This is a genomic window from Pseudarthrobacter sp. PS3-L1 (genome assembly GCF_030063285.1).
Classification (GTDB): domain Bacteria; phylum Actinomycetota; class Actinomycetes; order Actinomycetales; family Micrococcaceae; genus Arthrobacter.
On the sequence record NZ_JASISU010000009.1, the window covers coordinates 1 to 26,346 of the forward strand.

Genomic DNA, 26,346 nt, shown 5'->3' on the forward strand with positions numbered 1-26,346 from the left:
CGGGTAGCGCGGAGCGGACCCGCTGGCCCGGCCATCGCCTGGGCCTCTCCCGTGACTCCCGCCACCCGCTCCGCTTTCTGTACCACCGCTTAAGCCTAGCGTCGTCGTGAACTGCAGCCGCCGTCGTACGTTCCGTGGTGCCGCCGTGCTCGCTGGCGTGCAGGTCAGACGGGCTGGGAGGTGTTCGGCTGCCAGTCGCCGGTGACCAGGTAGGTGACCTTCTGGGCCACGGACACGCCATGGTCGGCGAAGCGTTCGAAGTAGCGGCTCGCCAGAGCCACGTCCACGGTGGTCGCTGGCGCTTCTTTCCAGTCACTGTGGGCAATAGCCTTAAAAACGCTCAGGTGAAGGTCGTTCACCACTGAGTTTGCCTTGAAAATATCCCGTGCAACTTCCAGGTCACGGGTTTCCAGGAGTTCGGTGAGCTTGGTGGCAATGATGATGTCCTGTTCCGCGAAACTGTGGAACGTTGCGGCCAGCTGGACGGGAATGACGGTGGCAGGGAAACGCAGGCGGGCCAGCTGGGCAATGTGCCGGGCCAGGTCACCCATGCGTTCCAGCGAAGCGCTCATCCGCAGCGACCCCACAATCATGCGCAGATCACTGGCCACGGGGCCCTGCAGTGCAAGGATATCGATGGCGCGTTCGTCCAGGCTGTTCTGCAGGAAATCGATCCGGGCATCAGCGGCAATGACGTCTTGGGCGAGGTCCACGTCGGCGCCATCAAAGGAGGTAGTTGCCTTCTTGATGGCTTCGGTGACCAGCTGTGAAATTTCGATGAGATCTTCGCCCACCTGGGTGAGCTCTTCCTGAAAAACCTTACGCACGGAGGCGTCCTTTCTTTGGAAACCCTTGGCGCAGCGCCGGATTTCAATCTCGCCCTTCGGCAGTCCAACTCCATATACTTCCAGCCGCTGGTGAACGTCTGGGCATCGGAACATGAACGTTAGCTGAACCGGCACAGTATTGCGCCGAATGGGCCAAGACGGCGCGGGCAAGAGCATAAGCTGGTCCCGTGGATCCCATGCTTATCGGTGTCATAGCCGGCCTTGTTGGCCTGGCGCTAGGCACCTTTGGCGTGCTCGCGTTCCGGACCAGTGAAAGGCAGCGCAGCATTGTCGACATTGCCAGCGACGAGCCTGTCCTGCCGGCCGGCTCTGCCGAGGTCCTGGCCGTTGTAGGCCGCGCCTTTGTTGTGGTGGACGCGATCGATGGCGTGGTCCGGGCCAGTCCCGCCGCCTATGCCTTCGGCCTGGTCCGCGGGCACACGGTGGTCCACAGCGAACTTCTCGACATGACGGCCAAAGTGCGCCGGGACGGTGTGATCCTGGAACGCCAGCTCGAACTCCCACGGGGACCGCTGGGGCAGGGAACCATCATCGTCCAGGTCCGTGCAGCCATGCTGGGTGAGGAATATATTGTCCTCCTGGCCGATGACAGGACAGAGATCACCCGCACCGAGGAAATCCGCAACGACTTTGTGGCCAACGTTTCCCACGAGCTCAAAACGCCAGTGGGTGCCATCTCCCTGCTGGCCGAGGCACTCGAATCCTCGGCGGATGACGAAGAGGCGGTCCGCCGGTTCGCGAAGCGGATGCACAAGGAATCAGGACGGTTGGCGGCTCTGGTGCAGGACATCATTGAGCTCTCCCGACTGCAGGGCGCCAGCATCAACCAAAAGGCGCACCCGGTTGACATCAACACGGTGATTTCCGAGGCCGTGGACAGGTCGCTGCTCACTGCGGAGACCAAAAACATTGAGATCATGATTGGCAGCCGGGTCGCAGCGCAGGTCTACGGTGATCAAGATCTGTTGGTTACCGCCCTGCGGAACCTGATCGACAACGCCATTCGCTACTCGCCGGAAAACACCACTGTAGGAATCGGAGTACGTTCCCGCGAGGGCCTCATCTCCGTTTCGGTCACTGACCAGGGCGACGGCCTTACTGCAGAGGACCAGGAGCGCGTCTTTGAACGGTTTTACCGCGTGGACGCCGCACGTTCCCGACAGACCGGTGGCACCGGCCTGGGCCTGAGCATTGTCAAACATGTCGCCTCCAACCATGGTGGCGAGGTGACCCTCTGGTCCCAGCCTGGCCAGGGTTCAACCTTCACGCTCCGGCTACCCGAACTGGAAGTCGAAGACAGCGATCCAACGTCCCTTCCCCGCCTTGCCGGGGCCAGTATCCGACCCGACGCCCCTGGCGTCCATGAACAAGGAGCCACCGCTTGAGCAGGATTCTCATTGTCGAAGACGAAGAATCGTTCAGTGATCCGCTGTCTTACCTGCTGGGTAAGGAAGGATTCGACGTCGAGGTGGTGGACAACGGATTGGATGCCATTACCGAGTTCGACAGGAACGGCGCTGACCTTGTCCTCCTGGACCTGCAGCTGCCTGGCCAGTCGGGAACGGAAGTCTGCCGGCAACTGCGCCAGCGCTCCAGCGTCCCGGTGATCATGCTGACGGCCAAGGACTCGGAAATCGACAAGGTGGTGGGCCTGGAGCTTGGCGCCGATGACTACGTCACCAAGCCATACTCTTCCCGCGAACTGGTGGCCCGCGTACGCGCAGTGCTGCGGCGCCAGGGCGAACCCGAAGAGCTCATTTCCGCCACCGTCCAGGCAGGCCCTGTCCGGATGGACATCGAGCGGCATGTCGTCAGCGTAGATGGGCAGCAAGTCTCGCTTCCGCTGAAGGAATTTGAGCTGCTCGAAATGCTGCTCCGTAATTCAGGCAGGGTCCTCACGCGCGGTCAACTCATCGACAGGGTGTGGGGCTCCGATTATGTGGGAGACACCAAAACCCTTGATGTACACGTCAAGCGGCTGCGCAGCAAAATTGAGCCGGACCCGTCCCTGCCGCGGTACCTGGTTACTGTGCGCGGACTGGGCTACAAGTTCGAACCCTGAGCCGAAAGTTTCGCCCGGGTCAGTGGCCGGGAATGATGATTGTGGATAGAAAAAAGAGGGGCTCCCGTGGGAGCCCCTCTTTTGTAGCTTGAAAATCTGTTGTTGCAAGCTTGGCTGGTCAGCCGCCAGTCGTTGGTGTCGAAGTGGCAGAAGGCGTCGGCGAACTGGAGGACCCGGCAGACTCGGTGGGATTGGCGGACTCTGCCCCCTCCGGGATGTACTTCCGGTACTCCGCAAGGGTGGAGTCCAGGACAGGGAGCGTCAGGTCATTCGCCAGGTTGGTTCCATTTTCGAAGATCCGGGCATTCAGGACAGAACCAGCGGGTGCGCCGGTGGTGCTCAGGATTGCCGGATCGGTCATATCGGTGAGCATTGTCGAGGACTGCGCCTTGACCGGGATCTGGGTCTCCGAGCCCTCTGCGCCGCTGATGGTAAGCGTGATGTCCTTGGAGGAGGAGTTGTACACGGCACCGAGTACGCGGCCAGGCTCGTTCTCGCCCGCGGAGACGATAAGCATGTTCCGGAGCTGCAGTGGTCCGAGGTCGGCCTGGATTCCATCAGAAGCGGCGTACCTGGCAGTGGTCTGCTGGGGTGTGATGTAGCCGCAGCCGCTCACGGTCAGGAGGCTGATGGCCAGGGCAGCGGATGCCAGCACAACTTTGCCGCGTCCAGCCCTTTTGTTTGCAGTGAAACGCACGTCACGTACTCCTTGAGAGTCTTGAAACATTATTCGCCCCTAGCCTATCGGCAAACCAGCTTAAACGCGGATTCGGGACTGTCGGATTGGCCTTGGCAGAGGTCCACCAATGCACTATTATCTGCGTTCGTCAAGGGGTCGCAGGAGCTGGATCACCCCTGTTTTCCCCGGTTTCAAGCGGTTCTGACGCTACAAAGCGGACGGTCATATGCCTTAAACGTGATAAACTTATCTCCGGGAAAGGGGTTATGTTCACATGGTATTTGAGGTCGGCGAGACAGTAGTTTACCCTCACCACGGCGCTGCGAAGATTGAAGAAATCAAAATGCGCACCGTCAAGGGCGAAGAGAAAATGTATCTCAAGCTCAAGGTGGCCCAGGGTGATCTGACCATTGAAGTTCCAGCAGAGAATGTTGATCTGGTGGGTGTGCGCGATGTAGTGGGCAAAGAAGGCCTGGAACACGTTTTTGACGTTCTCCGTGCCGAGTTCACAGAAGAGCCCACCAACTGGTCACGTCGTTACAAGGCCAACCTGGAGAAGCTTGCATCCGGTGACGTCATCAAGGTAGCCGAGGTTGTCCGCGACCTCTGGCGCCGGGATCACGACCGGGGCCTTTCCGCAGGCGAGAAGAGAATGCTGGCCAAGGCGCGGCAGATTCTGATCTCAGAGTTGGCACTGGCAGAGAAGACCGACGAAGAACAGGCAGCAACTGTTCTGGACGAGGTCCTAGCTTCCTGAAAATCGAACCCCGGCCGCACACAGGTGCAGCCGGGGTTTCTTTTTGCCCGGTGGGGGAGGCACGTAGGCTTGCTTCCATGAATACCCAGCCCCCCACGCCATCCCTTGCGGTGATTGTTGTCGCGGCCGGCTCCGGGCAACGCCTCGGCTTTGGTATTCCCAAGGCCGCAGTTCCGCTCAGCGGAGAGAGCATCCTGCTGCACGCCCTGCGCGGAGTAGCTGCCGCTGGCGTAGCCCGTCAGATCTGCGTGGCCCTGCCCGCGGGTGACCGGCAGCTAGCAGACATCTGTGCCACGTTCGTCGCGGAACTTGCCCGCTCCAGTGCCGGTGTGCGCGGGACCGCTGCACACCCCGCTGTGACAACCGTCGACGGCGGCGCTACCCGCCAGGATTCCGTCCAGTCCGCACTGGCTGGCCTCCTTGAGGGCACCGAGAAGGTCCTGGTCCACGACGCCGCCCGTGCACTGACGCCTGCCAGCGTCTTCCGAAGGGTGGTTGGCGCCCTCAAGGCTGGCGCTGTCGCCGTAATTCCCGCGATCCCGGTGGTGGATACCATCAAAATGGTGGCGCCCACAGAAGGTAGTGCCGCTACGATGGCCCCCGAAGTGGTGACGGGTACTGCGGTTCGTGGCCAGCTCCGTGCTGTCCAGACACCGCAGGGATTTGACGTAGACACCCTGCTCCGGGCCCACGCAACCGCCGTCGACTTTGACGTTGAGACAGCAGCTTCGATCACCGATGACGCCATGCTGGTGGAATTCCTGGGGCTTCCGGTCCACGTTGTGGTGGGTTCCACCCAGTCCCTGAAAATCACTACCCCACTTGACCTTGTTATTGCGGAGGGGTTGCTAGAGGGCCCCCTCGGCGCACGCTGGAGCGAAGGATGAACCTGCCCATGATTGTTCCCCGTACCGGTATTGGCGTTGACGTCCACGCCTACGCTCCCGCCGATCAGCCGCAGCCGCTGTGGTTAGGCGGTTTGTTCTGGGACGGCGAACGGGGACTGGCTGGTCACTCCGACGGCGACCCCGTAGCCCACGCCGCAGCGGATGCCCTCTTCTCCGCCTGCGGGATCGGCGATCTAGGCACCCACTTCGGTACCGACCGTCCCGAACTTGCAGGTGCGTCAGGAGTGGTGCTGTTGTCCGAGGCGGCGCGTATTGTGCGGGCTGCGGGCTTCGAAATAGGCAACGTGGCCGTGCAGTTTGTGGCCAATAAACCTAAATTTGGGCCACGCCGCGAGGAATCCCAGCGGGTACTGACTGCGGCGGCAGGCGCATCCGTCAGTGTCACGGCCACCACCAGCGACGGCTTGGGCTTCACGGGCAGGGGTGAGGGGATCTCCGCCATTGCCACTGCCCTGGTTTATCCGGCGCAGGTCTAGCTCAGCCGTGGCGTCCGCTGCGTCATGGGGAACCGGATCGGCTAACGTTGACCCGTGACCCTGCGCTTTTATGACACCGCTTCCGCCGAAGTCCGCGACTTCATCCCCCTGACCCCGGGCAAGGCCAGCCTTTACTACTGTGGCGCCACCGTCCAGGGCATGCCCCACGTAGGCCACATGCGCTCCGCCATCGCCTTTGATCAGCTCACGCGGTGGCTCCGGTACCGGAACTTCACGGTAACGGTGGTTCGAAACGTCACGGACATCGACGACAAGATCCTGGCAAAATCGGCCGATTCTTTTGCGGCTGGCTTCGAGGGTGGCCCGAATTCCGTTCGCGAGGAACAGTGGTGGGCCCTGGCCTACCGCTTCGAGCAGGAGTTCCTGAAGTCCTACGACGCCCTGGGTGTCCAGCGCCCCACGTATGAGCCCCGCGCTACGGGTCACATCCCCGAGATGCAGGCCCTGATCCAGCAGCTCATGGACCGCGGCCACGCCTACCCCGCCACCGATGATTCCGGCGATGTCTACTTCGATGTCCGCTCCTGGCCCGCCTATGGCAGCCTGACCAGGCAGAACATTGACGACATGCAGGGAGCGCCCGACGCTGACCCGCGCGGCAAGAAGGACCCCCGGGATTTCGCCCTGTGGAAGGGCAGCAAGGACAGTGACCCGACGACGGCGGGGTGGGCATCACCGTGGGGGACCGGGCGGCCGGGGTGGCACCTGGAATGCTCAGCCATGGTCACCAAGTATCTGGGCACCGAATTTGATATCCACGGCGGCGGGTTGGACCTGCGTTTCCCGCACCACGAGAACGAGATGGCACAGTCGCAGGCTGCTGGCCACGGATTCGCGAACTTCTGGATGCACAACGGGATGGTGACCTACCAGGGCGAAAAAATGTCCAAATCCTTGGGGAATACCATCAGCCCGGCCCAGATGCTGGAACAGGTTCCAGCGCGGGTGGTCCGTTATTACCTGGGCCAGGCGCACTACCGGTCCATCCTTGACTACCAGCCAGCGTCCCTGCAGGAAGCGGCAGCAGCGCTTGAACGCATTGACGGTTTCCTGGCCAAGGCAGCTGCCCGTTTCGGTTCAGACTTTGGTTTTATTGCAGGTGACTTCGGTACGTCAACAGAATCCGCAGCGTCCTTTGCTGCTGCCATGGACGACGACCTCAACGTTCCACGGGCGTTGGCTGCGCTCCACGACACAGTCCGTATCGGGAACTCGGCCCTGGCTGCCGGCGACGACGAGAATGCCCGCCATGCCAGGAACGCAGTGTTTACGATGACTGGAGTGTTGGGCCTCGATGCGACCCAACAGCAGGTCTCTGGCGGCAAAGCGGCCGCTGCACTGGATGTCATGGTCAAGTCCCAACTGGCTGCGCGCACCGAGGCCCGTGCGGCGAAGGACTGGGCTGCTTCGGATGCCATCCGCGACACACTGAAGGCGGCCGGCGTCGTCGTTGAAGACGGTGCCGACGGCGCTACCTGGAGCTTGGCGCGGGACTGAAATGCCGATTTCACCTGAGTCAGTAGACTGGTAAGCAGATTCAGTCGAAACAATCAAGGGTGGAACACATGGCCAACAACGGTCGCCGAGCGGTCAAGGCAAAGAAGGGTCCCACAATCGGAACGGGTGGCCACGGTCGCAAGGGTCTCGAAGGTAAGGGTCCCACACCCAAAGCCGAGGACCGCCCCTATCACAAAGCGCACAAGAGCAAGCAGCTTGCGGAGCGCTCCGCTGCCAAGCGTTCTCCCGGCGCGCGCAGTGCCGGGGCATCCCGCACAGGGCCCAAGGGCCGTGCCACCGAAGAGGTCGTGACCGGCCGTAACTCTGTGGTGGAAGCCTTGCGCGCAGGCATCCCCGCGAAGGCCCTGCACATTGCCATCCGCATTGAAATGGATGACCGCGTCAAGGAATCCCTGAAGCTTGCCGCAGAACGTGGCATCCCGCTGCTGGAAACGGGTAAGCCGGAACTTGACCGGATGACAGACGATGCGATCCACCAGGGCCTGGTCCTGCAGATCCCGCCGTATGAGTACCAGGATGCCTACGACCTCGCAGAGGAGACAGTGGCCAAGTGGAAGAAGGGCCACGTCCCGAACGCACCGTTGTTTGTTGCCCTTGATGGCATCACGGACCCCCGCAACCTGGGTGCGATCATCCGTTCGGTCTCAGCCTTCAACGGCCACGGTGTCATTGTTCCGGAGCGTCGCTCGGTGGGTGTGACGGCGTCGGCCTGGAAGACCAGCGCTGGAGCCGCAGTGCGGGTGCCGGTGGCCCGCGCAGCAAACCTGAACAGTGCCCTCAAGCAGTTCAAGAACATGGGTATCTACGTTCTGGGGCTCGATGGTGACGGCGACGTCTCGCTGCCGGATCTGTCCCTGGCATCAGAGCCGATCTGTATTGTGGTGGGCTCCGAGGGCAAGGGCCTGAGCCGCCTGGTCCGCGAAAACTGCGACCAGATTGTCTCCATCCCGATCAACTCGGCCATGGAGTCCCTCAACGCGTCCATGGCCGTGGGCATCTCGCTGTACGAGGTTTCCAGGCAGCGCGCCACGTCCAAGTAGCACTTCTTACGTCCCTCGCCAGGTCAGGTTGCCGTTACGAGGCCTGACCTGGCGTGAGTCTCAGAAAATGTGGCGGTTCGCCAACACGGGGAGTGTTTCCCGGGCAGCGTCCACGACGGCGGCATCGAGGTCTGCGAAGAGCAGCCCGGGTGCGCCGTCGAGTTGGTCAAGGACCTCACCCAAGGGGGAAATAACAGCCGAGTGTCCCACCCCCGTGGGTGCGCCCGGCGAACTTTCCGTGCCCTGGGAGGCGGGGTCTCCCTGCCCGCACGCGAGAAGGAACGTCGTCGAATCCAGTGCGCGTGCACGTGCCAGAAGGTTCCACTGCTCCACTTTGCCCGGCCCGGCGCCCCACGAAGCAGCCACGATGTTCACCTGCGCGCCGAGGGTCGCATTTTCCGTGAAGAGGGCGGGAAATCGAAGGTCGTAGCAGGTGGTCAGGCCAAAAGTCAGCCCGCCGGCGTCGAACGTTACAGCCGTGCCGCCTGGTTCCACAGTGCTGGATTCAAGGAATCCAAACGCATCAAAAAGATGGATCTTGTCGTAGCTGACATCCACGCCCGGACCGGTGGCCAGCAGCGTATTGCGGACGCGGGCTCGTCCGTTGCTGGGCGCTCCCGGCGTGAACATACCAGCCACAATGACCAGGTCCAGTGATGCCGCAAGCTCGCGGACCCGTGTGGCCCACGGACCATCCAGCGGTTCGGCGATGTCCACCAGTGAGTACCCGAAAGCGCGCATGGCCGCCTCCGGAAAAATGACCAAGTCAGCACCGCCTTTGTGCGCTTCCCGCGCGGCAGATTCCAGAAGGTCGCCATTGGCTGTGACGTCGGGGCCAGTGATGATCTGGGCAAGGGCAATGCGCACAGTTCCTCCAAGAAAATTGTCTCCCTCCAGTATGCGTGGGTCCTTCATTCGGGCGAAAACTGCCGCCGCGGAACGCGCCCAGTGATGCACCACAAGCACGTAATATTTTTGCTGGCAAGGGCACAAGGACACTGGCAGATAGGATTTGAGGATGGTTATGCCCGTCGACGACACTGCTTTCGTCACTGATTTCTCAAAGCCACTGCCACTGGGGGTCAGTGCGCCGCGAACCCCGTCTGGCCGAAATGCCGGTCCTGAACACCTTGCCAACGTGGCCGTGTACGCGCCTGGCCTGGCCAACGTCGAGGTGGTTTACCGTGCGCCGGGTACTGACTGGAAAGTCCAGGAACTGGCAACAGTGACGGACGGTGTCCATCATGGACTCGTCGATGACTTCCCGTTTGGATCCAGGTATGGCTTCCGTGCGGCGTCAGCCGAGGACGCGCTGCCCTTTGCGTCCCCCACGGCAGATGTGGACAACGACGGCGGCCAACCGCTCCTGCTGGACCCCTACGGCAGGGCAGTGGATGAGCATGAGGGATTCCTGACGAGCGTCCGGATGGCAGGGGACTTCGACTGGGGCGACGATGACCGGCCGCGGCTGCACTGGCGCAACACCATTGTCTACGAGGCCCACGTCCGTGGGCAGAGCATGCTCCATCCGGACGTTCCCGAAGAACTCCGGGGAACGTACGCGGGCATGGCGCACCCAGCCATCATCGACCACCTTCTCGCATTGGGCGTCACGTCCATCCAGTTGCTGCCGGTGCACTACCACCTTGATGAACCCCATCTGCAGGACCTCGGCCTCACCAACTACTGGGGCTACAACACGGCTGCATTCTTTGCCCTGCATCAGGACTACGCCACCAAGGCAGCGCAGGAAGCGGGACCGCATGCCGTCCAGGATGAGTTCAAGGGCATGGTCAAGCTGCTGCACGCTGCAGGCCTCGAGGTCATCCTTGACGTGGTCTACAACCACACTGCCGAGGGTGGGCCGGGCCAGACGGCATTGAGCTTCCGCGGGCTGGGTGAGGACACGTATTACCGCACCGACGGCAACGGACGCTACGAGGACACTACCGGTTGCGGAAACAGCATGAACTTTGGCCAGCCGCGCGTGGTGCAGCTGGTCCTCGACTCGCTGCGGTATTGGGTAGATGAATTCCACATTGATGGCTTCCGCTTTGACTTGGCTGTGACGCTGGCCCGCAACGCCAACAACGAGTTTGACCCTCGGCATCCGTTCCTGGTGGCCGTCGCAGCAGATCCTGTGCTGTCGGACGTAAAGCTGATTGCGGAGCCATGGGACATTGGATATGGCGGGTGGCAGACGGGCCGTTTCCCCTCAGGCTGGGTGGACTGGAACGATCATTTCCGCGATGCGGTGCGTAATTTCTGGGTTTCTGACCGGGGTGCCATTGAAAACGGCGGCCAAGGTGCCTCCGTTGCGCGGCTGGCTGACGTCCTGTCCGGATCCGCTGGGCTCTTTGAGGAGTCTGGCCGCTCGCGGTTGGCCTCCGTCAACCTGATCACTGCCCATGATGGTTTCACGCTCGCGGATCTGGTGTCCTATGACCGTAAGCACAATGAGGCCAACGGCGAGCAGAACCGCGACGGATCCAGCGATAACCACAGCTACAACCACGGCTTCGAAGGCCGTACGGAGGATGAGGAAATCCTCCGGCACCGGGCGCGGACCAGCCGGAACATGATGGCTTCGCTGATGATCTCCCTGGGCGTTCCCATGATTACGGCCGGGGATGAGATGGGCCGCTCCCAGCAGGGCAACAACAATGCCTATTGCCAGGACAACGCCATTGCGTGGCTGGACTGGACCCGCACTCCAGAAACCCAGCACATGCTGCGCCATACCAAGCGTTTCATTAGGCTTCGCAAGGAATTCCTTGCAGGCCAGCCGCGCGATTATCCGCAGCGGACAGGGCTGTCCTACATGCACTGGTTTGACGCCCAGGGCGAGCCCATGTCCATGGAGCAGTGGAACGATCCGCAGCACCGGGTAGTCCAGCTTCTCCTGGGCGCAGAAAATGGGATGGTGGCTGGGCTGGTGGTGGTCAATGGTAGTTCTGAGGACATCACCATTTCCGTGCCCAAGGTCTCCAATGACGACGGCGTGGGCTACCGGGACTTTGAACTCCGCCTTGCCACCGCGGACCTGCAGGACAAACGTCGGGGAACGCTGATCGAGGCGGGCGGACCGGATCTGGTGGAAGGCTACTCCATCAGCACCTACCGGACGTAGAAACCCCATGCGCGCCAGCCGCTCCGGGTTTCGAGTTCGCTGGTTTGTCTCGTGTTCGCGGGAACGGGTCGTGTTCGCGGGAACGTTCCCGCGAACAGGACCCGTTCCCGCGACCTCGGTGCGGTGGCGATGAGGTTAGGCCGTGAAATGCGGCCGGTGGGTCCACAAAGGGTGGGAAATGCCGCAGGTACGTCTCGGGAACGCTCCAGGATCCGGGCCCGAGGTAAAGAGCAGACTGGAACCGGTGGGCTCCTGGCCTTTACCCCATCAACGTGCACTTGTAGTCTCACCGCATGAGCGAACAGATTGGGCAGGACCGCCGTGGGTGCACCCTCGAGCCTGCTGCGATCCTGGGTTGCCAGCACCGGTTGGTGCGCTACAGTCCAGAGTGCTCCGCCGGAACACCCCATTAGCCGCCTGACCTGATTGGCATCCCATGAACACCACAGACATTGACTCGCGCACAGTTTTGATCACCGGGACCTCGTCCGGGATTGGCCTCGCCACCGCGGTGGCCACAGCCCGTGCGGGGTGGACCACCATCGCCACCATGCGGGACCTTGCCAAGTCCGGCCCGCTGGAGTCCGCAGCCGCAGCAGCCGGCGTGGCCCTGGAAATCCGGGAACTGGATGTGACAAAGGAAGCGGATGTTGAACGAGAGGTGCAGTACTGCGTGGAGCGCTACGGCAGGCTCGACGCCGTGGTGAACAACGCTGGTAGTGCGGCCGTCGGAACGGTGGAGGTGCTGGCCCTGGCGGACTTCCGCTCCGCGATGGAGGTCAACTTCTTCGGGGTAGTGGCACTGACCCGCGCAGCCATGCCGCACCTGCGGGCAAGCGGCGGCCGGGTAATCACTGTTAGCTCGGTGGGTGGCGCCGTGGGTCAGCCTTTCAACGAGGCGTACTGCGCTGCCAAGTTCGCCGTCGAAGGCTTCCTGGAGAGCCTGCAGCCGGTGGCCAAGACGGTAGGCGTAGGTGTGCACATCATCGAGCCAGGCGCCGTTTCCACGGAGTTTGTTGCCAACGCCGGGATCGATGCCCCGGCCATGGTCAGGCAATCCGGTAGTTACGGACCTGCGCTTTCCTCGTACCTGGGCCGCAGTGCGCAGCAGTTCGACACCACCAGCGCGCAGGCCCCCGAGCCGGTTGCCGAGACGATTCTGCGCAGCCTTGAGGACAGCAGCCCAGACTTCCGGATCCAGACCTCGGAGTGGGCCAGGGACTTCGTCGCGAACAAGCTAGCCGACGTCACTGGGAACCGCGTGACGTCCATGACGGCAGGGTGGGTGGGTCTGTAGTTTCAGATCTATCGGAGAACGGCTCGGGTTGGAGGCGTTTGCCCTGCTCAGTAGCCGATTGAGTCACTTGAGCCGAGTTGCCTTAGGGTGAATTGTCGTCAATAGGGGAAAAATGCTCGATCCGGTCAGCGTGAAATTTGTTTTGGGGTTAGTGACGCTGACCCTGTGCTTGTTGTTTCTTGGCTCCTACCGGAAGACCCGGTCAGCCTATAACGGTTGGTGGTGTGTGGCCCTGGGCCTTTGGCTGGCCTCCAACCTCGCACTGTCCTGGCCCGGCGCGTCTGCCCAGTGGTGGGCAATTCCCTTGGGCAACGCACTTCTTGTTACTGGCTCGTTTTGTGTCTGGGGTGCCACCAGGTCCCTGCGACGAAGGGTGATGCATGCCTGGTTTGCGCCGGCTGCGGGGGCTGCGGCAGCAATAGGTACGGCATTCGATCAGACGGAAATTGCCTCAGCTCCCGTTGGACTTTTGTACCTGCTCCTGATGGGCACCGGGATGGCACTCGCCGCCTGGGAGCTGTTCCTTCTGAAAACAGTCAATACGAAGGCCCATGTACCCTTGCTGCTTACGGCCCTCAGCCTTGGTTGTTACTTCGCTGTCCGGGCGGTGGTGTATGTCGTGTCAGGCCCGGGAAGCGATCTCTTCCGGATGTTTCTCGGCCCAGCGATCACCGCATCGTTCCTCACAGTCCTGCTGGTGATTGTCGCGTTCAGCATGACGGCCCTGAGCAATGACCAGCTCATCAGCTCGCTGCGCGAGAAAGCAACCAGGGATGACCTGACGGGGCTCCTGAACCGTGCAGCTTTTACTGAACTGGCCGAAGTGGAACTGAAGGAAAGTCAGCTCCGGAGGGTCAGTGCCACGGTGATCATGGCAGACCTGGATCATTTCAAAAGTATCAATGACACCCACGGGCATGCTGCAGGCGATGTCGCCATCAAAGCATTCGCTGACGCTTGCCAGGCGGCTGTGCGCCGGACGGACCTTGTTGGCCGCTACGGCGGCGAGGAGTTCGTCATTTTCCTTTCGGGTGTGCTGCCGGATCAAGCTACGGCGATTTCCAGGGAGATCAGCGTGCGCCTGAAAGCCATGGAGAAACCCGGCGGTGTTGCCCTTCCGACGGTGAGCTATGGAATCTCCCGGTCCACGGGAACGGACGTAGCGCTCCCCGACTTGATCAAGGACGCGGATACTGCGCTGTATGAAGCAAAGGACAGGGGTCGGGACACCATTGTGAGTGCACCGCCGCAGTCCTGAGTCCGCTCTACTTTTCCACAGTCTTGCTGGTGGGAGTCACCCGGCCAGCAGCGCTGTGATATCGGACGGGGAGGCCACCTCGGACGGTGCCGCGGCGGGTTTATGTCGTGGCTGCTCGATTGCCGGTGCCCCATTGTTTGCCGGGCCGCCGGGTGCCTGCACCTCTTCGATGAATCCGTCTTCCAGGGATACGGTACCCAAGAAACCGCGCTCCACCAGCCATGTCTCAACGTGGCGTATCTGGCCTGAAGCAATGAGCAGGCCCACGAGCACCAGGAAAATTCCCAACCCGCGGCGGAACGTTCCTTTCGGGTTGCTGGCCCAACCCAGTTTCCTTGTCACGCGCCTCCCGCCCAGGGCCACCACCAGCAGCACTGCCGACAGGCCCAACGTGTACGCTGCCAGGTTACTCAGTCCCACAGCGAGATTTGCAGGCAGCACCACGGCAAGGATCAGCCCATAGGTGGGACTGCAGCTGGTGAACGCAGGCCCCAGCGAAAGACCCAGCAGGACACTACGGGACGTTCCTGTCCGGTTCGTGGATCCTGCTGAGATCCTGCTGGATGCCGCCTGGAGCCTGGTCTGGTCCGAAATCCACTCCCACACGCGGGGGAATGCCAGAGTGGCGCCAATGAGGACCACCAATGAGCCGGAAATGATCAGCCACACGTTGCTGGGAACTCCCAGCAGCAAGGTGGTGGCCTTGATCAGAAGGGTAAATACGAAGACGGACACTGCCAGGCTCGTGATGATGATGAACGGCGCCTTACGGTTCTGTTCCGCAGCGGATCCGGCCAAGACCACAGGAAGAAGTGGCAGCACGCAGGGCGAAAGGACGGTGAGGATGCCCGCCAGGAACGCAAGCGGTAAGAGTTCCACTGTGCCTGAGCCGGCGCTTAGCGGATTTCCTTGACCAGTGCGTCAAGGTCTCGGCTCAGGCTCCACTTCGCGATCTGGGTTCCGTCGGGCTGGACCTGGACCAGGGTGTGCTGGAATGTCACGCCGTATTTTTGCTTTAGTTCAGTCTGGGAGTCGTAGTCCACCTTGAGGATCTTAACGCCAGCGGGAATAGCCCCGACGTTGGCCTCGATGTCGCTGGCAAGGAGCTTGCAGGTCGCGCACCAGGAGGCATGGAAAAACAGGATCACGTCCTCGTCTGCGGTTGCGGCGGAAACCGCTTCGGGTGTGTAGTCCGTGAAGCTGCCGGGCGTGGATGTAGCGGAGCTACCGCCATCCACGGCTGCACTTCCGGAAGAACCGTCCGACGTCGGCTGGCCCGCAGGTGCGGCGTTGGGAGCGGCGTCGCTGGCATCCAACGTCGTGGCGGGTGCCGCGCAGGATGCAGTCCCCAGTGCCACGAGGCCGCCCACCAGAAGGATTGTCATGCGGTTCTTTTTCACGTGGATACTCCACCCATGTTCTTGGAGAGGATGGACGTCAACTCGACCCATCTCACTCCTTCCAACGGACAAAAAGGGGCTTTCGTGCCCAGCTCCATCATTCGCGTGGAGCAAAACTAAGCCAGGAAACTGCCAGCCCCCGAAGTGTCCACGCGCTCTGATTCCGGACGTATGCTGGCATTCGGTTCACTCTTTGTGACACACGGCTTGGAGCTCGGATGCTTTGGAAATTACTTGTTGAATACCTTCGCCCGCATCAGCGGCTGTTGCTTGCCGTCGTTGTCTTCCAGCTGGCGCAGTCCATCGCGTCCCTGTACCTGCCGACACTGAACGCGGACATCATTGACGAGGGCGTAGCCAAGGGGGACACGGACTACATTCTGCGCATCGGTGGGGTGATGCTGTTGGTGACGCTGCTGCAGATTGTCTGTGCCGTGGCTGCCGTCTACTTTGGTGCCAAAGCGGCGATGGGGATGGGCCGGGATGTCCGTGGGGCCATTTTTAGCAAGGTAGCGGCGTTCTCTGAGCAGGAGGTCACGCACTTTGGTGCGCCGAGCCTGATCACGCGGTCCACCAATGACGTCCAGCAGGTCCAGCAACTGGTGCTGATGTCCGCCACGCTCATGGTCACCGCGCCCATGCTCAGCATTGGTGGAGTGATCATGGCCATGCGCCAGGACCTACAGCTGTCCTGGCTGATCGCCGTCAGCGTGCCGGTGCTGTTGGTGGCCGTGGGACTCATCATCATCCGGATGGTGCCGCTATTCCGGCTCATGCAAACCCGCATAGACACTGTGAACCGGGTACTCCGCGAACAGCTCACCGGAATCCGGGTGATCCGCGCCTTTGTCCGGGAGGATCTGGAAACCGAGCGTTTCGGAAAGGCCAATGAGGACGTCACTGATACGGCATTGCGGGCTGGCCGCCTGATGGCGCTGGCCTTCCCCCTTGTCATGCTGGTCCTGAATGTCTCCTCCGTGGCCGTGATCTGGTTCGGGTCTTTCCGGATCCAGGACGGCTCTATGCAGGTGGGAACGCTGATCGCGTTCCTGAGCTACCTCCTGCAGATCCTGATGTCCGTCATGATGGCCACGTTCATGGCCATCATGATCCCGCGCGCCGCTGTTTCCGCAGACCGGATTGGGCAGGTGCTGGGAACCGAGTCCAGTGTCCGGCCACCGGAACACCCCGTGGGTTTTGACGCCGGCAGGAAGGGGCGTGGGGAGCTTCAGATGCGCGACGTCGGATTCGCCTACCCAGGTGCCGAGCGGCCAGTGCTCTCAGGCATCAGTTTCACTGCCCCGGCCGGGGCTACGACGGCGATCATCGGTGCAACCGGGTCAGGGAAAACGACCCTGGTGAACCTGATGCCGCGACTTTTTGATGCCACGTCCGGCGTCGTACGGATTGACGGCGTGGATGTGCGCGAACTCGATCCGGACCTGCTCTGGGGCCACATTGGCCTGGTTCCGCAGAAGCCTTACCTGTTCTCCGGAACTATTCGGAGCAACCTGCTCTATGGCAAACCGGATGCTACGGAAGATGAGATGTGGCTGGCCTTGTCCATTGCGCAGGCAGAGGACTTTGTCCGGAACATGGACGGTGGACTCGGCGCCACTATTTCCCAGGGCGGCACCAACGTTTCCGGTGGGCAGCGTCAACGCATCGCCATTGCCAGGGCACTCGTGAAGCGGCCCGAACTGTATATTTTTGACGATTCGTTCTCATCCCTGGACACAGCCACCGATGCCCGGCTGCGCCAGGCGCTCAAGGAACACACCGCTGGCGCCACTCTGGTGATCATCGCCCAGCGGGTCTCCAGCATTGTGGATGCGGACCAGATCCTGGTGCTCGACGACGGCAGGATCGTCGCCGACGGCACGCATGAGCAACTGCTGGAAAGTTCTGGGACGTACCAGGAAATTGTAAACTCCCAACTCGCAGCAGCGGAATCAGCATGAGCGACATGAAGGGCAGCCGGGCGGCCGATGGCGGCGGCCGGGGGCTGGCAGGCGCAGAAACGTCAGCCGCAGGACCCGGCGCACCGGGAGAACCAGTCGAAGGTGCCCGTATCCCCAGGCCGCAAGGCGGCCCCGGCCGCGGTGGTCCTTTTGCAGGAATGAACGTACCTGCGGAGAAAGCGCTGAATTTCTGGCCCTCGGCCAAACGGCTGGTGGGCCAGCTGCGCCCCGAGCGGTCCTGGCTGATGCTGGTCCTTGGTCTCGCCGTCGTAAGTGTTGCCTTTTCCGTCATTGGGCCGCGGCTGCTCGGCGAAGGGACCAACCTGATATTCGCCGGCGTGGTGTCCAAGGATTTGCCTGCGGGGGTAAGCCAGGCGCAGCTCATTGCCCAGCTCAGGGCAGCGGGGGACAACCAGAAAGCGGACATGCTCAGTGCCATGTCGCTGACCCCGGGCATGGGGATCGACTTTGCAGCCCTCTCCTATGTGCTGCTGTGGGCACTGGCGCTCTATGTGCTGGCCTCGGCGTTCAGCTGGGTTCAGGCCTATGTGCTCAACGGGATTGTGCAGCGCACCGTGTTCCGGCTGCGGCGACGGATCGAAGCCAAAATCAACAGGCTGCCCCTGCGCTACTTTGATTCTGTGCAGCGTGGTGAGCTGCTCAGCCGGGTGACAAACGACGTCGACAATATTTCGCAGAGCCTGCAACAATCCATCAGCCAGGCGGTCACCTCGCTACTGACACTGGTGGGTGTGCTGGTGATGATGTTCATCCTCTCGCCCACCCTGGCGTTGATTGCGCTGGTCACCGTCCCGCTGACGCTGGTGACAACGGCGCTTATTGCCAAGCGTTCGCAGCGTCTCTTTGTGGCGCAGTGGAAGCACACGGGGGAGCTGAACGGGCAGATCGAAGAAACATACACCGGGCACGCGCTGGTGAAGGTCTTCGGTAGGCAGCGCGAGGTGGAGGGCCGGTTCCGGGAGAAAAATGCGGAGCTGTACCAGGCCAGTTTCGGTGCACAGTTCATTTCCGGACTGATCATGCCGGCCATGACGTTTATTGGGAACCTGGTCTACGTGGGGATCGCTGTGGTGGGTGGGTTGCAAGTTGCTTCCGGAGCCATGCAGCTTGGCGACGTGCAGGCTTTCATCCAGTATTCGCGGCAGTTCACGCAGCCGCTGGCCCAGCTGGGATCCATGGCAAACCTCCTGCAGTCAGGCGTGGCTTCTGCCGAGCGGGTCTTCGAATTGCTGGATACGGAGGAACAGCTGGCTGATCCTGATGTCGCGCTGGAGCCGGAGTCTACGCGGGGGAAGCTGGTCTTTGAGGATGTGTCCTTCGCATACTCGGCGGATAAGCCCCTCATTGCCAACCTGAATCTGGTGGCCGAACCAGGGCAGACTGTGGCGATTGTTGGGCCCACAGGCGCGGGCAAGACAACGCTCGTGAACCTGATGATGCGCTTCTACGAGCTCGATGGCGGCAGGATCACCCTGGACGGGGTGGACATCACAGCGATGACCAGGGATGGACTGCGCTCGCGGATGGGGATGGTACTTCAGGACACGTGGCTCTTTGGCGGGACCATCCGGGACAACATTGCCTACGGGCGGCCCTCAGCGTCTGAATCCGAGATCATGGAGGCAGCGAAAGCCACCTACGTGGATCGGTTCGTACGGTCCCTTCCGGAAGGCTACGACACAGTCCTTGATGATGAGGGGGCCAACGTTTCCACGGGTGAGAAGCAGTTGCTGACCATTGCGCGGGCGTTCCTGGCGCGGCCGTCGGTGCTGATCCTGGATGAGGCGACGTCCTCGGTGGACACGCGGACCGAGGTTTTGGTACAGAAGGCCATGAGCGCGCTGCGCTCCGACCGGACCTCGTTTGTCATTGCGCACCGCCTTTCCACCATCCGCGATGCAGACCTCATCCTGGTCATGGAGGCCGGGCGGATCGTGGAACAGGGTAATCATGCTGGGCTGCTCTCGTCGGGCGGAGCCTATGCGGCTCTTTACGCGGCGCAGTTCGCAGCCCCCGTGGCCGAGGTCTAGCCCGGCACCTCGGTGTCGGCGCGCACAACCCCGGCGGGGCCGTCTTACTACGTCATGAAAATGATCCCTCTTGAACCCTGCGTACGTAACATTGGAGAAAGTACAGGCTTCGGCTTGCTTGGATCGCAATGAAGGGCTATAGAACATGTCACTCGAATCGCTTCCTATCCTGGACTTCTCCCGCCTGAGTGCAGGTCCGGATGAAGCTGCCCAGTTCCGGAACGACCTGCGTGATGCGATGCACGAGGTTGGGTTTTTGTACTTGGCCGGGCACGGAATTCCGCCGGAGCTCACAGATTCCATGCTTGGCGTGTCGCGCCGGTTCTTCGACCTCCCCGAGGAACAGAAACTTGCTGTAGAAAACATCCATAGTCCCCAGTTTCGCGGCTACACGCGCGTGGGTGGCGAACTTACAGACAATGCCGTTGACTGGCGTGAACAGATCGATATTGGCGTCGAACGTCCTGCCGTAGAGCCTGGAGCCGGTGTTGCTGACTATTGGCGCCTGGAGGGCCCTAACCTTTTTCCCGCCGAGCTCCCGGAAATGCAGAAGATCGCAGCGGAGTGGACTGCGAAATTGAGCGAGATTTCCTTGACGCTCCTGCGAGCCCTTGCCGTGTCCCTTGGTGCGCCGGAAGATACGTTTGATGAGGCGTTTGCTGCTCAGGCGTTCCCGTTGCTCAAGGTGGTGCGCTATCCGGGGGAGTCGGACCCCGATCCGGTACAGGGCGTGGGATCACACCGTGACGGCGGGGTATTGACGCTCCTGCTGGTCGAACCGGAAAAGGGTGGACTGCAGGTGGATTACAAGGGGGAGTGGATCGACGCCCCCCAGGTTCCGGGAACGTTTGTGGTCAATATCGGCGAGATGCTCGAACTGGCTACGGATGGGTACCTGAAAGCAACGCTCCACCGCGTGATCTCGCCGCTGCGCGGGACGGACCGGATTTCGCTGCCGTTCTTCTTTAACCCGGCTCTGGACGCGACGATGCCGCAGCTTGCCGTGGCCCCGCAATTTTCCGCCAAGGCCCGGGGCCTGTCGGTCGATCCGACCAACAGCCCCATCCTGCAGACCTACGGTGATAACGCCCTGCGGTACCGTTTCCGCGCGCACCCCAACGTTGTTGCAGCGCACCACGCGGACCTGGTTAAACGCTGATCGAAAGGCGGTAGCCGTTACCGGTGGGGCAGAGCTGGGGCAGGTTTAGCCGCGGCGTCGGGTGCTCATCGAATCGCTGTGGCTCCTCACGTCGGTGCGGATGCTAAACGAGCGGCCACGGGTACCGCGACCCTGTCAGATCCACTGGCAGGATCGCCCCGTCCAGCATCCGTTGGGTTCTCCGCTGTAAAGCGGACACCTCGTCCCCGTCTAGCAATTCCGCGAGGGCGGCCGGAACGGCAGAAGCCAGGGGCGCAATGTCAGCCAGCAGGGCCTCAGGGATTGGCTCTCCAGCAAAGTCCCAGATCACGGTCCGCAGCTTAAAAATTGCGGAGAAGCACAGCCCGTGGTCAATGCCCCAGATCCGTTTGTCATTTCCGCGCAGCACATGCCCACTTTTGCGGTCGGTGTTGTTGGCAAGGTAGTCAAAGAGCGCCATCCGGGCCATGTCCGGATGCGTTGACGGATCCTCGGAGGAGATGGTGAAGTAATGTTCCCGGAAGTCGCAGTCCACAAACCACTGCAGCGAGCCCTCACCCAGCGGCGCATCCTCCCGAATTACTGTAGGTGGCACCAGGCCCCACCCCAATTCCTCGCTCAGCAGGTATGCCGCGCGTTCACGCCGGTGCAGGCCCGGCGGAAAATCAGAGAGCGGACGCTCGCCAGCAACCGGCTTGTACACAGCCTGCCCTGTTTGCTCGCCGAGGCTCAGGTTCACCAGGAACGTTTCATTGCTGCTGCGCACAATCTGGCCAACCAACTCTAGACCGCCCTCAGTCAACAGCCGCAACTCACGCTCAGGCGTGCTACCCACGCGATGAGCTCACTATGGCTTCAGCTTGCTCAGCGGCTCCGAATGCGAGTTCACCATCGGTACCGATGCGGCCTGACCGTCCACAAACGTCACAGCAGATACTGATCCGGGGCTGATCATGATCCGCTGAAACAGGTCCAGCGTGGTCCCCAGCGCATGTGCCACCGCAGCCTTGATGGTGTCTGCGTGGGAGAAGCACACCACAACGCCACCCGGATGCGCTGCGCAGAGCCCCTGGAGGGCGCCTACCATGCGGTCCTGCATCTCGGTGAAACTCTCCCCGCCCGGAAAACGGAACGTCGACGGGCTGGACTGCACTGTCTTCCACTCTGGGAGCGCCGCCAGATCAGCGATCCGCCGCCCGGTCCACTCGCCAAAATCGCACTCCAGCAGTCCCGGTTCCCGGATGATCTCCAGTCCCGTGGCGGCCGACGTCGGACCCGCCGTTTCGCACGCGCGCTCCAGTGGGGAGGAATAGATGGCAGTCACGGGCAGCCCGGTGAGCCGCTCGGCAACGCGCTCGGCCTGTGTGCGGCCACGGTCCGAGAGGTGCAGGTCCGGGGCACGGCCCGGCAGCACTGTACCAGTGGTGGGAGTCTCACCGTGGCGCACCAGGAGCAGGAGCGTGCTGGGCGGCATCGGGGCGGATTCTGACGGGGAAGCCGGCGGTGCCGGCTGGGCTGCAGCAGTCATCAGTACCAGCCTAGGCCCATCACCTGGCAATTGTCCCGGACTTTAGCCGGTCCGCTTGAAGCTGAATTAAAGCGCTGACCAGCAGACCGAACAGGTCTACGGTGGAGAAGTGACTGAACGCCCTGAGATCTTTACTGTTGGTGAACTGCGTGCCTCCGGCCATGTCCTCAAGGACTTGCGCCAGGAACTCCGTGACAATCTGCTGGAAGCGCTGGCAGAGGGTCGCGATCCGTGGCCCGGAATCTTCGGCTTTGGCCGCACCGTGCTGCCCCAACTCGAACGCGCACTCATTGCCGGGCATGACATTGTGCTTCTGGGTGAGCGCGGCCAGGGCAAGACCCGCCTGCTGCGCACCCTGGCTGGATTGCTGGACGAATGGTCGCCGATCATCGAAGGTTCCGAGCTTAACGAGCACCCATTCGAACCCATCACCGCACACTCCCGCGCCTTGGTCCAGGCCGAGGGCGACAGGCTGCGTGTGGCCTGGCGGCACCGTGCCGAACGCTATGTGGAGAAGCTCGCAACACCAGATACGTCAGTAGCTGACCTGATTGGCGACGTCGACCCCATGCGCGTTGCCGAGGGCCGCCGCCTGGGCGATCCAGAAACTATTCACTATGGCCTGATTCCACGTTCAAACCGCGGAATTGTTGCTATCAATGAACTCCCCGACCTTGCCGAGCGCATTCAGGTCTCAATGCTCAATGTCATGGAAGAACGTGACATCCAGATCCGCGGCTATGTGCTGCGCCTGCCCTTGGATGTGCTGGTGGTAGCCTCGGCCAACCCGGAGGATTACACGAACCGTGGCCGGATTATCACCCCGCTCAAGGACCGCTTTGGCGCCGAGATCCGCACGCACTACCCTCTGGAACTTGAGGACGAGGTGGCAGTGATTGCCCAGGAGGGAGACCTGGTGGCCAGCGTGCCGCCGGTCATCCTGGAGATTCTGGCCCGTTATACCCGTGCGTTGCGCGAATCGCCCGCCATTAATCAGACCTCCGGAGTGTCAGCGCGGTTTGCGATTGCCGGCGCCGAAACAGTGGCCGCCGCGGCCCGTCGCAGGGCGAGTATCCGTGCGGAGGACAGTGCTGTGGCACGGATCATTGACCTCGACGCCGCCGTTGAAGTCCTCAGTGGCAAGATCGAATTCGAATCCGGCGAGGAAGGCCGCGAACAGGACATCCTGGACCACCTTCTGCGCACCGCAGTGTTTGATGCGGTCCGCGAGCACTTCCTCGGCCTGAACCTGGATCCTCTGGTCACCGCACTGGATGGCAGCTCCACTGTCACCACGGGTGAGCTGGTTACGGCGAAGGAGTTCCTTGAGAACCTCCCGGCGTTGGAAGAATCCACCCTTTACGACGACATTGCCGCCCGATTGGGTGCCGAAAACGACGGCCAGCGTGCCGCGGCCGTCGAGTTGGCCCTTGAAGGGCTCTACCTCAGCCGCCGGATCTCCAAGGAGTCCGACGATGAAGCCACCATCTACGGCTAAGGAACAGGTTTTGCCATGAGCCTTCACAACCGGTCCAGGTACGGCCGCTACGCCGGCGGACCGGACCCGATGGCACCGCCGGTGGACCTTACGGAGGCGCTGGATGCTGTTGCTGAGGACGTTATGGCCGGCTACTCGCCGCGCCGCGCGCTGCAGGAATTCCTGCGGCGCGGCGGTCCCGATCAGCAGGGCCTGGATGACCTTGCCGGCCGCATCCAGCAGCGCCGCAAGGACCTGCTGGGCAAACACAACCTGGACGGCACCCTCAACGAGGTCAAAAAACTCCTCAATGAGGCTGTGCTCGAAGAACGCAAGCAGCTAGCTCGGGACGCCTTGATGGACAACACGGACCGGGCGTTCCGTGAGATGCAGATGCAGAACCTGCCCAAGTCCACAGCAGCCGCAGTCAAGGAACTTTCCACCTACGACTGGCAGTCGAGCACTGCCAAGCAAACCTACGATCACATCAAGGACCTCCTGGGCCGCGAGGTCCTTGATCAGCGTTTTGCCGGCATGAAACAGGCGCTGGAGAGTGCCACGGAGGAAGACCGCGCCGCCATCAGCGAGATGCTGGGTGACCTGAACACCCTGCTGGACAAGTACCGGCGCCGTGTGGACACCCAGGAAGACTTTGCTCAGTTCATGGCCAAGCATGGCCAGCACTTCCCTGAGAACCCACAGACCGTGGCGGAACTGGTGGATGCGCTTGCCAAGCGTGCCGCCGCTGCCCAGCGACTGATGGCGTCCATGTCGCCGGAACAGCGTGAGGAACTGATGCAGCTCTCCGCGCAGGCCTTCGGATCGCCTGATCTCATGGCACAGCTAGGGCAACTCGACGAAACACTGCAGGCGCTGCGTCCCGGTGAGGACTGGGATGGTTCTGAACAGTTTGAGGGCCAGGAGGGTATGGGCCTGGGCGATGGCACGGGCGTCTTGCAGGACCTCGCGGAACTTGATGACCTGGCCGCGCAGCTGGAGCAGGACTTCGACAGTACCCACATGGATGACCTTGATCTCAAGGCACTGGCGCGCCAGCTCGGCGATGATGCGGCAGTCTCAGCTCGCACGCTTGCCGCTATTGAAAAGGCCATGCATGACGGCGGCTACCTCACGCGCGGCGACGACGGCACACTTCAGCTCTCGCCCCAGGCCATGCGGCGGCTGGGCAGGTCGCTGTTGCGTGACGCAGCCAAGCAGCTCTCTGGCCGACAGGGCCGCCGGGAAACCAGGGAGTCGGGGGCCGCGGGGGAGCCCACCGGCTCCAGCCGCCCGTGGGAGTTCGGTGACGCTGCCCCCTGGGACGTCACCCGGACCATCACCAACGCGATCAGCAGGACCATCGCCGATGGCGGGGATACCTCCCACGGAATCCGGCTGGCTGTGGATGATATTGAGGTGACGGAGACCGAGGCCAGGACCCAGGCCGCCGTCGTCCTTCTCGTGGACGTGTCCTACTCCATGGCGGCAGAGGGCCGCTGGGTTCCCATGAAACGTACAGCGCTGGCACTGCACCACCTGATCTCCACCAGGTTTCGCGGTGACAGGCTGGCACTGATCACGTTTGGGCGCTATGCCCAATCCATGGACATTGGGCAGCTCACGTCCATGCCAGCCGTGCGGGAGCAAGGTACCAACCTGCATCACGGGCTCATGTTGGCCAGCCGGTTTTTCCGCAAACACTCCTCCATGCAGCCAGTCCTGCTGGTGGTAACCGACGGCGAACCAACCGCACACCTGCTCCCCGACGGCGAATCGGTGTTCTCCTGGCCGCCACACCCGCAGACTATCCGCCGCACTGTTGATGAGCTGGACAAGGTGGGCCGCGCACATGCGCAGTCGACGTTCTTCCGCCTGGGAGACGACCCGGGCCTTGAACGCTTTGTGGAACGGATGGCCAAGCGGATTGACGGTCGGGTGGTGTCACCGGAAACCGATGACCTGGGTGCCGCCGTCGTGGGTGAGTACCTGCGTGCGCATTTCCGCGGCCGGCCCTATGGGGACTCGGACTGGGCTCAGTAGGAGATCTTCAGCTGGCGGCCTGATTCATTATCTTGACGATACTTTCACTATGACGGACGATCGTTGAATGGAGAATCACGGCGTCCACCCCGCAGCGGTCCAGGAACTTATCGGCGTGGAGGATCAAGCGGAACGGGCCATGACTGCCGTGGGGGCCCTCGTCCTGCAGTTGCGACGCGAGGCTGGCCAAAGCCTCGGTAGCCTTGCTGCTGCAGCAGCACTCAGCCCCGGGCTACTCAGCCAGATTGAGCGCGGCCAGGGCAACCCGTCCCTCACTACGCTGATCAAACTCTCCCAGGCCCTTCGGGTGCCGGTAAGCCGTTTCTTCGATGTCAAGGATCAGGCAGGCGCTCTGGTCAAGCGGCAGGACCGACGGCGGCTCGAAGTCGCCGAGGACAATCTCATCTATGAACTTCTCACTCCACACATGAACGGCCAGTTGGGCATGCTTCGCGCACAGATCGCACCCGGCTGGAACAACGAGGATGCACCTTTCAAACATGCTGGGGAAGAGTGCGTCACCATGGTTCAGGGGCAATTGTTTGTTTCTGTCAACGGTGTCGGCTATCACCTTGAGGAAGGTGATTCATTGACCTACGACTCCTCGCTACCGCATTGGTACCGCAACTCTACGTCCGAAGATGCGGCGTTGATAGGAGCCATGACACCGCCATCCTTCTAGCGGAAGCAGGCCCTCAGCATGGGAATTCATTCAATTTAATGAATAAATGACACTCAAAGTGTTGACATGACAGTC

General features: G+C 61.9%; 23 protein-coding genes. 16 read left to right on the top strand and 7 right to left on the bottom strand.

Annotated elements, in window-relative coordinates:
- Positions 1 to 164: 164 nt before the first annotated feature.
- The gene (phoU, locus tag QMG79_RS16100) at positions 165 to 827 is read right to left on the bottom strand and encodes a phosphate signaling complex protein PhoU (protein ID WP_283539643.1); all 663 of its coding nucleotides are present in this window, start codon (positions 825 to 827) and stop codon (positions 165 to 167) included.
- Positions 828 to 1,024: 197 nt separating this feature from the next.
- On the opposite strand from phoU, the gene QMG79_RS16105 reads away from it, so the two are divergent.
- The gene (locus QMG79_RS16105) at positions 1,025 to 2,233 is read left to right on the top strand and encodes a sensor histidine kinase (protein ID WP_283539679.1); all 1,209 of its coding nucleotides are present in this window, start codon (positions 1,025 to 1,027) and stop codon (positions 2,231 to 2,233) included.
- On the top strand, positions 2,230 to 2,910 hold the full coding sequence (locus QMG79_RS16110; RefSeq protein WP_283539644.1) for a winged helix-turn-helix domain-containing protein: 681 nt from the start codon (positions 2,230 to 2,232) through the stop codon (positions 2,908 to 2,910). The genes QMG79_RS16105 and QMG79_RS16110 overlap by 4 nt, the downstream gene beginning before the upstream one ends.
- Before the next feature lie 118 nt (positions 2,911 to 3,028).
- On the opposite strand, the gene QMG79_RS16115 is transcribed toward QMG79_RS16110, so the two are convergent.
- Positions 3,029 to 3,607 (bottom strand): hypothetical protein, encoded by a 579-nt coding sequence (locus tag QMG79_RS16115; protein ID WP_283539645.1) that lies wholly within the window; start codon positions 3,605 to 3,607, stop codon positions 3,029 to 3,031.
- Between the two features lie 256 nt (positions 3,608 to 3,863).
- Between QMG79_RS16115 and QMG79_RS16120 the strand changes: the two genes are divergently transcribed.
- The 5 genes from QMG79_RS16120 to rlmB all read left to right on the top strand — a co-directional run bounded on the left by QMG79_RS16120 (position 3,864) and on the right by rlmB (position 8,309).
- Positions 3,864 to 4,346 (top strand): CarD family transcriptional regulator, encoded by a 483-nt coding sequence (locus QMG79_RS16120; RefSeq protein WP_283539646.1) that lies wholly within the window; start codon positions 3,864 to 3,866, stop codon positions 4,344 to 4,346.
- 77 nt (positions 4,347 to 4,423) lie between these two features.
- Positions 4,424 to 5,233 (top strand): IspD/TarI family cytidylyltransferase, encoded by an 810-nt coding sequence (locus QMG79_RS16125; RefSeq protein WP_283539647.1) that lies wholly within the window; start codon positions 4,424 to 4,426, stop codon positions 5,231 to 5,233.
- Positions 5,234 to 5,241: 8 nt separating this feature from the next.
- The gene (gene ispF / locus QMG79_RS16130; RefSeq protein ID WP_283539648.1) at positions 5,242 to 5,730 is read left to right on the top strand and encodes a 2-C-methyl-D-erythritol 2,4-cyclodiphosphate synthase; all 489 of its coding nucleotides are present in this window, start codon (positions 5,242 to 5,244) and stop codon (positions 5,728 to 5,730) included.
- A gap of 54 nt (positions 5,731 to 5,784) precedes the next feature.
- Positions 5,785 to 7,248 carry a cysteine--tRNA ligase gene (cysS, locus tag QMG79_RS16135; RefSeq protein ID WP_283539649.1) on the top strand — a complete coding sequence of 488 codons (1,464 nt, stop codon included), beginning with the start codon at positions 5,785 to 5,787 and terminating at the stop codon, positions 7,246 to 7,248.
- A gap of 68 nt (positions 7,249 to 7,316) precedes the next feature.
- Positions 7,317 to 8,309, top strand: coding sequence for a 23S rRNA (guanosine(2251)-2'-O)-methyltransferase RlmB (rlmB, locus tag QMG79_RS16140; protein WP_283539650.1), 993 nt, complete (start codon positions 7,317 to 7,319; stop codon positions 8,307 to 8,309).
- Positions 8,310 to 8,369: 60 nt separating this feature from the next.
- Here rlmB and QMG79_RS16145 read toward each other — a convergent pair whose 3' ends face one another.
- Complete coding sequence (locus tag QMG79_RS16145; RefSeq protein WP_283539651.1) at positions 8,370 to 9,176, bottom strand: carbon-nitrogen hydrolase family protein; 807 nt, start codon at positions 9,174 to 9,176, stop codon at positions 8,370 to 8,372.
- A gap of 151 nt (positions 9,177 to 9,327) precedes the next feature.
- Here QMG79_RS16145 and glgX point away from each other — a divergent pair, with 151 nt between their 5' ends.
- The 3 genes from glgX (at position 9,328) to QMG79_RS16160 (ending at position 13,994) form a co-directional block, all read left to right on the top strand.
- Complete coding sequence (gene glgX, locus QMG79_RS16150) at positions 9,328 to 11,439, top strand: glycogen debranching protein GlgX (protein ID WP_283539652.1); 2,112 nt, start codon at positions 9,328 to 9,330, stop codon at positions 11,437 to 11,439.
- 436 nt (positions 11,440 to 11,875) lie between these two features.
- A complete protein-coding gene (locus QMG79_RS16155; RefSeq protein WP_283539653.1) occupies positions 11,876 to 12,736 on the top strand; it encodes an SDR family oxidoreductase in 861 nt (286 codons plus the stop codon).
- Between the two features lie 112 nt (positions 12,737 to 12,848).
- Complete coding sequence (locus QMG79_RS16160) at positions 12,849 to 13,994, top strand: GGDEF domain-containing protein (RefSeq protein ID WP_283539654.1); 1,146 nt, start codon at positions 12,849 to 12,851, stop codon at positions 13,992 to 13,994.
- Between the two features lie 36 nt (positions 13,995 to 14,030).
- Here the strand turns inward: QMG79_RS16160 and QMG79_RS16165 are convergent, their stop codons facing one another.
- Positions 14,031 to 14,873 (bottom strand): cytochrome c biogenesis CcdA family protein, encoded by an 843-nt coding sequence (locus QMG79_RS16165; RefSeq protein WP_283539655.1) that lies wholly within the window; start codon positions 14,871 to 14,873, stop codon positions 14,031 to 14,033.
- 17 nt (positions 14,874 to 14,890) lie between these two features.
- Complete coding sequence (locus tag QMG79_RS16170) at positions 14,891 to 15,394, bottom strand: thioredoxin domain-containing protein (protein WP_283539656.1); 504 nt, start codon at positions 15,392 to 15,394, stop codon at positions 14,891 to 14,893.
- Positions 15,395 to 15,612: 218 nt separating this feature from the next.
- On the opposite strand from QMG79_RS16170, the gene QMG79_RS16175 reads away from it, so the two are divergent.
- The 3 genes from QMG79_RS16175 to QMG79_RS16185 all read left to right on the top strand — a co-directional run bounded on the left by QMG79_RS16175 (position 15,613) and on the right by QMG79_RS16185 (position 20,565).
- The gene (locus QMG79_RS16175) at positions 15,613 to 17,355 is read left to right on the top strand and encodes an ABC transporter ATP-binding protein (RefSeq protein WP_283539657.1); all 1,743 of its coding nucleotides are present in this window, start codon (positions 15,613 to 15,615) and stop codon (positions 17,353 to 17,355) included.
- Between the two features lie 5 nt (positions 17,356 to 17,360).
- On the top strand, positions 17,361 to 19,406 hold the full coding sequence (locus tag QMG79_RS16180) for an ABC transporter ATP-binding protein (RefSeq protein WP_502934766.1): 2,046 nt from the start codon (positions 17,361 to 17,363) through the stop codon (positions 19,404 to 19,406).
- Positions 19,407 to 19,551: 145 nt separating this feature from the next.
- Positions 19,552 to 20,565, top strand: coding sequence for an isopenicillin N synthase family dioxygenase (locus tag QMG79_RS16185; RefSeq protein ID WP_283539658.1), 1,014 nt, complete (start codon positions 19,552 to 19,554; stop codon positions 20,563 to 20,565).
- Between the two features lie 103 nt (positions 20,566 to 20,668).
- Here QMG79_RS16185 and QMG79_RS16190 read toward each other — a convergent pair whose 3' ends face one another.
- Together QMG79_RS16190 and QMG79_RS16195 are read right to left on the bottom strand one after the other, a co-directional pair.
- Positions 20,669 to 21,379: an SCO1664 family protein gene (locus QMG79_RS16190; protein ID WP_283539659.1), complete on the bottom strand. Its 711-nt coding sequence runs from the start codon at positions 21,377 to 21,379 to the stop codon at positions 20,669 to 20,671.
- Positions 21,380 to 21,391: 12 nt separating this feature from the next.
- Positions 21,392 to 22,072, bottom strand: coding sequence for a histidine phosphatase family protein (locus QMG79_RS16195; protein ID WP_502934764.1), 681 nt, complete (start codon positions 22,070 to 22,072; stop codon positions 21,392 to 21,394).
- 109 nt (positions 22,073 to 22,181) lie between these two features.
- Here QMG79_RS16195 and QMG79_RS16200 point away from each other — a divergent pair, with 109 nt between their 5' ends.
- The 3 genes from QMG79_RS16200 (at position 22,182) to QMG79_RS16210 (ending at position 26,271) form a co-directional block, all read left to right on the top strand.
- On the top strand, positions 22,182 to 23,570 hold the full coding sequence (locus tag QMG79_RS16200) for a sigma 54-interacting transcriptional regulator (protein WP_283539660.1): 1,389 nt from the start codon (positions 22,182 to 22,184) through the stop codon (positions 23,568 to 23,570).
- A gap of 15 nt (positions 23,571 to 23,585) precedes the next feature.
- Positions 23,586 to 25,589, top strand: coding sequence for a vWA domain-containing protein (locus QMG79_RS16205; protein ID WP_283539661.1), 2,004 nt, complete (start codon positions 23,586 to 23,588; stop codon positions 25,587 to 25,589).
- A 67-nt stretch (positions 25,590 to 25,656) separates the two neighbouring features.
- On the top strand, positions 25,657 to 26,271 hold the full coding sequence (locus QMG79_RS16210) for a helix-turn-helix domain-containing protein (protein ID WP_283539662.1): 615 nt from the start codon (positions 25,657 to 25,659) through the stop codon (positions 26,269 to 26,271).
- The last annotated feature ends 75 nt before the right edge of the window (positions 26,272 to 26,346 follow it).

Coding starts and splice junctions, on each gene's coding strand:
- QMG79_RS16105 (WP_283539679.1), top strand. CDS start 1,025: ATGCTTATCGGTGTCATAGCCGGCCTTGTTGGCCTGGCGCTAGGCACC.
- QMG79_RS16120 (WP_283539646.1), top strand. CDS start 3,864: ATGGTATTTGAGGTCGGCGAGACAGTAGTTTACCCTCACCACGGCGCT.
- QMG79_RS16125 (WP_283539647.1), top strand. CDS start 4,424: ATGAATACCCAGCCCCCCACGCCATCCCTTGCGGTGATTGTTGTCGCG.
- ispF (WP_283539648.1), top strand. CDS start 5,242: ATGATTGTTCCCCGTACCGGTATTGGCGTTGACGTCCACGCCTACGCT.
- rlmB (WP_283539650.1), top strand. CDS start 7,317: ATGGCCAACAACGGTCGCCGAGCGGTCAAGGCAAAGAAGGGTCCCACA.
- glgX (WP_283539652.1), top strand. CDS start 9,328: ATGGTTATGCCCGTCGACGACACTGCTTTCGTCACTGATTTCTCAAAG.
- QMG79_RS16155 (WP_283539653.1), top strand. CDS start 11,876: ATGAACACCACAGACATTGACTCGCGCACAGTTTTGATCACCGGGACC.
- QMG79_RS16160 (WP_283539654.1), top strand. CDS start 12,849: ATGCTCGATCCGGTCAGCGTGAAATTTGTTTTGGGGTTAGTGACGCTG.
- QMG79_RS16175 (WP_283539657.1), top strand. CDS start 15,613: ATGCTTTGGAAATTACTTGTTGAATACCTTCGCCCGCATCAGCGGCTG.
- QMG79_RS16180 (WP_502934766.1), top strand. CDS start 17,361: ATGAAGGGCAGCCGGGCGGCCGATGGCGGCGGCCGGGGGCTGGCAGGC.
- QMG79_RS16185 (WP_283539658.1), top strand. CDS start 19,552: ATGTCACTCGAATCGCTTCCTATCCTGGACTTCTCCCGCCTGAGTGCA.
- QMG79_RS16195 (WP_502934764.1), bottom strand. CDS start 22,072: ATGACTGCTGCAGCCCAGCCGGCACCGCCGGCTTCCCCGTCAGAATCC.
- QMG79_RS16205 (WP_283539661.1), top strand. CDS start 23,586: ATGAGCCTTCACAACCGGTCCAGGTACGGCCGCTACGCCGGCGGACCG.
- QMG79_RS16210 (WP_283539662.1), top strand. CDS start 25,657: ATGGAGAATCACGGCGTCCACCCCGCAGCGGTCCAGGAACTTATCGGC.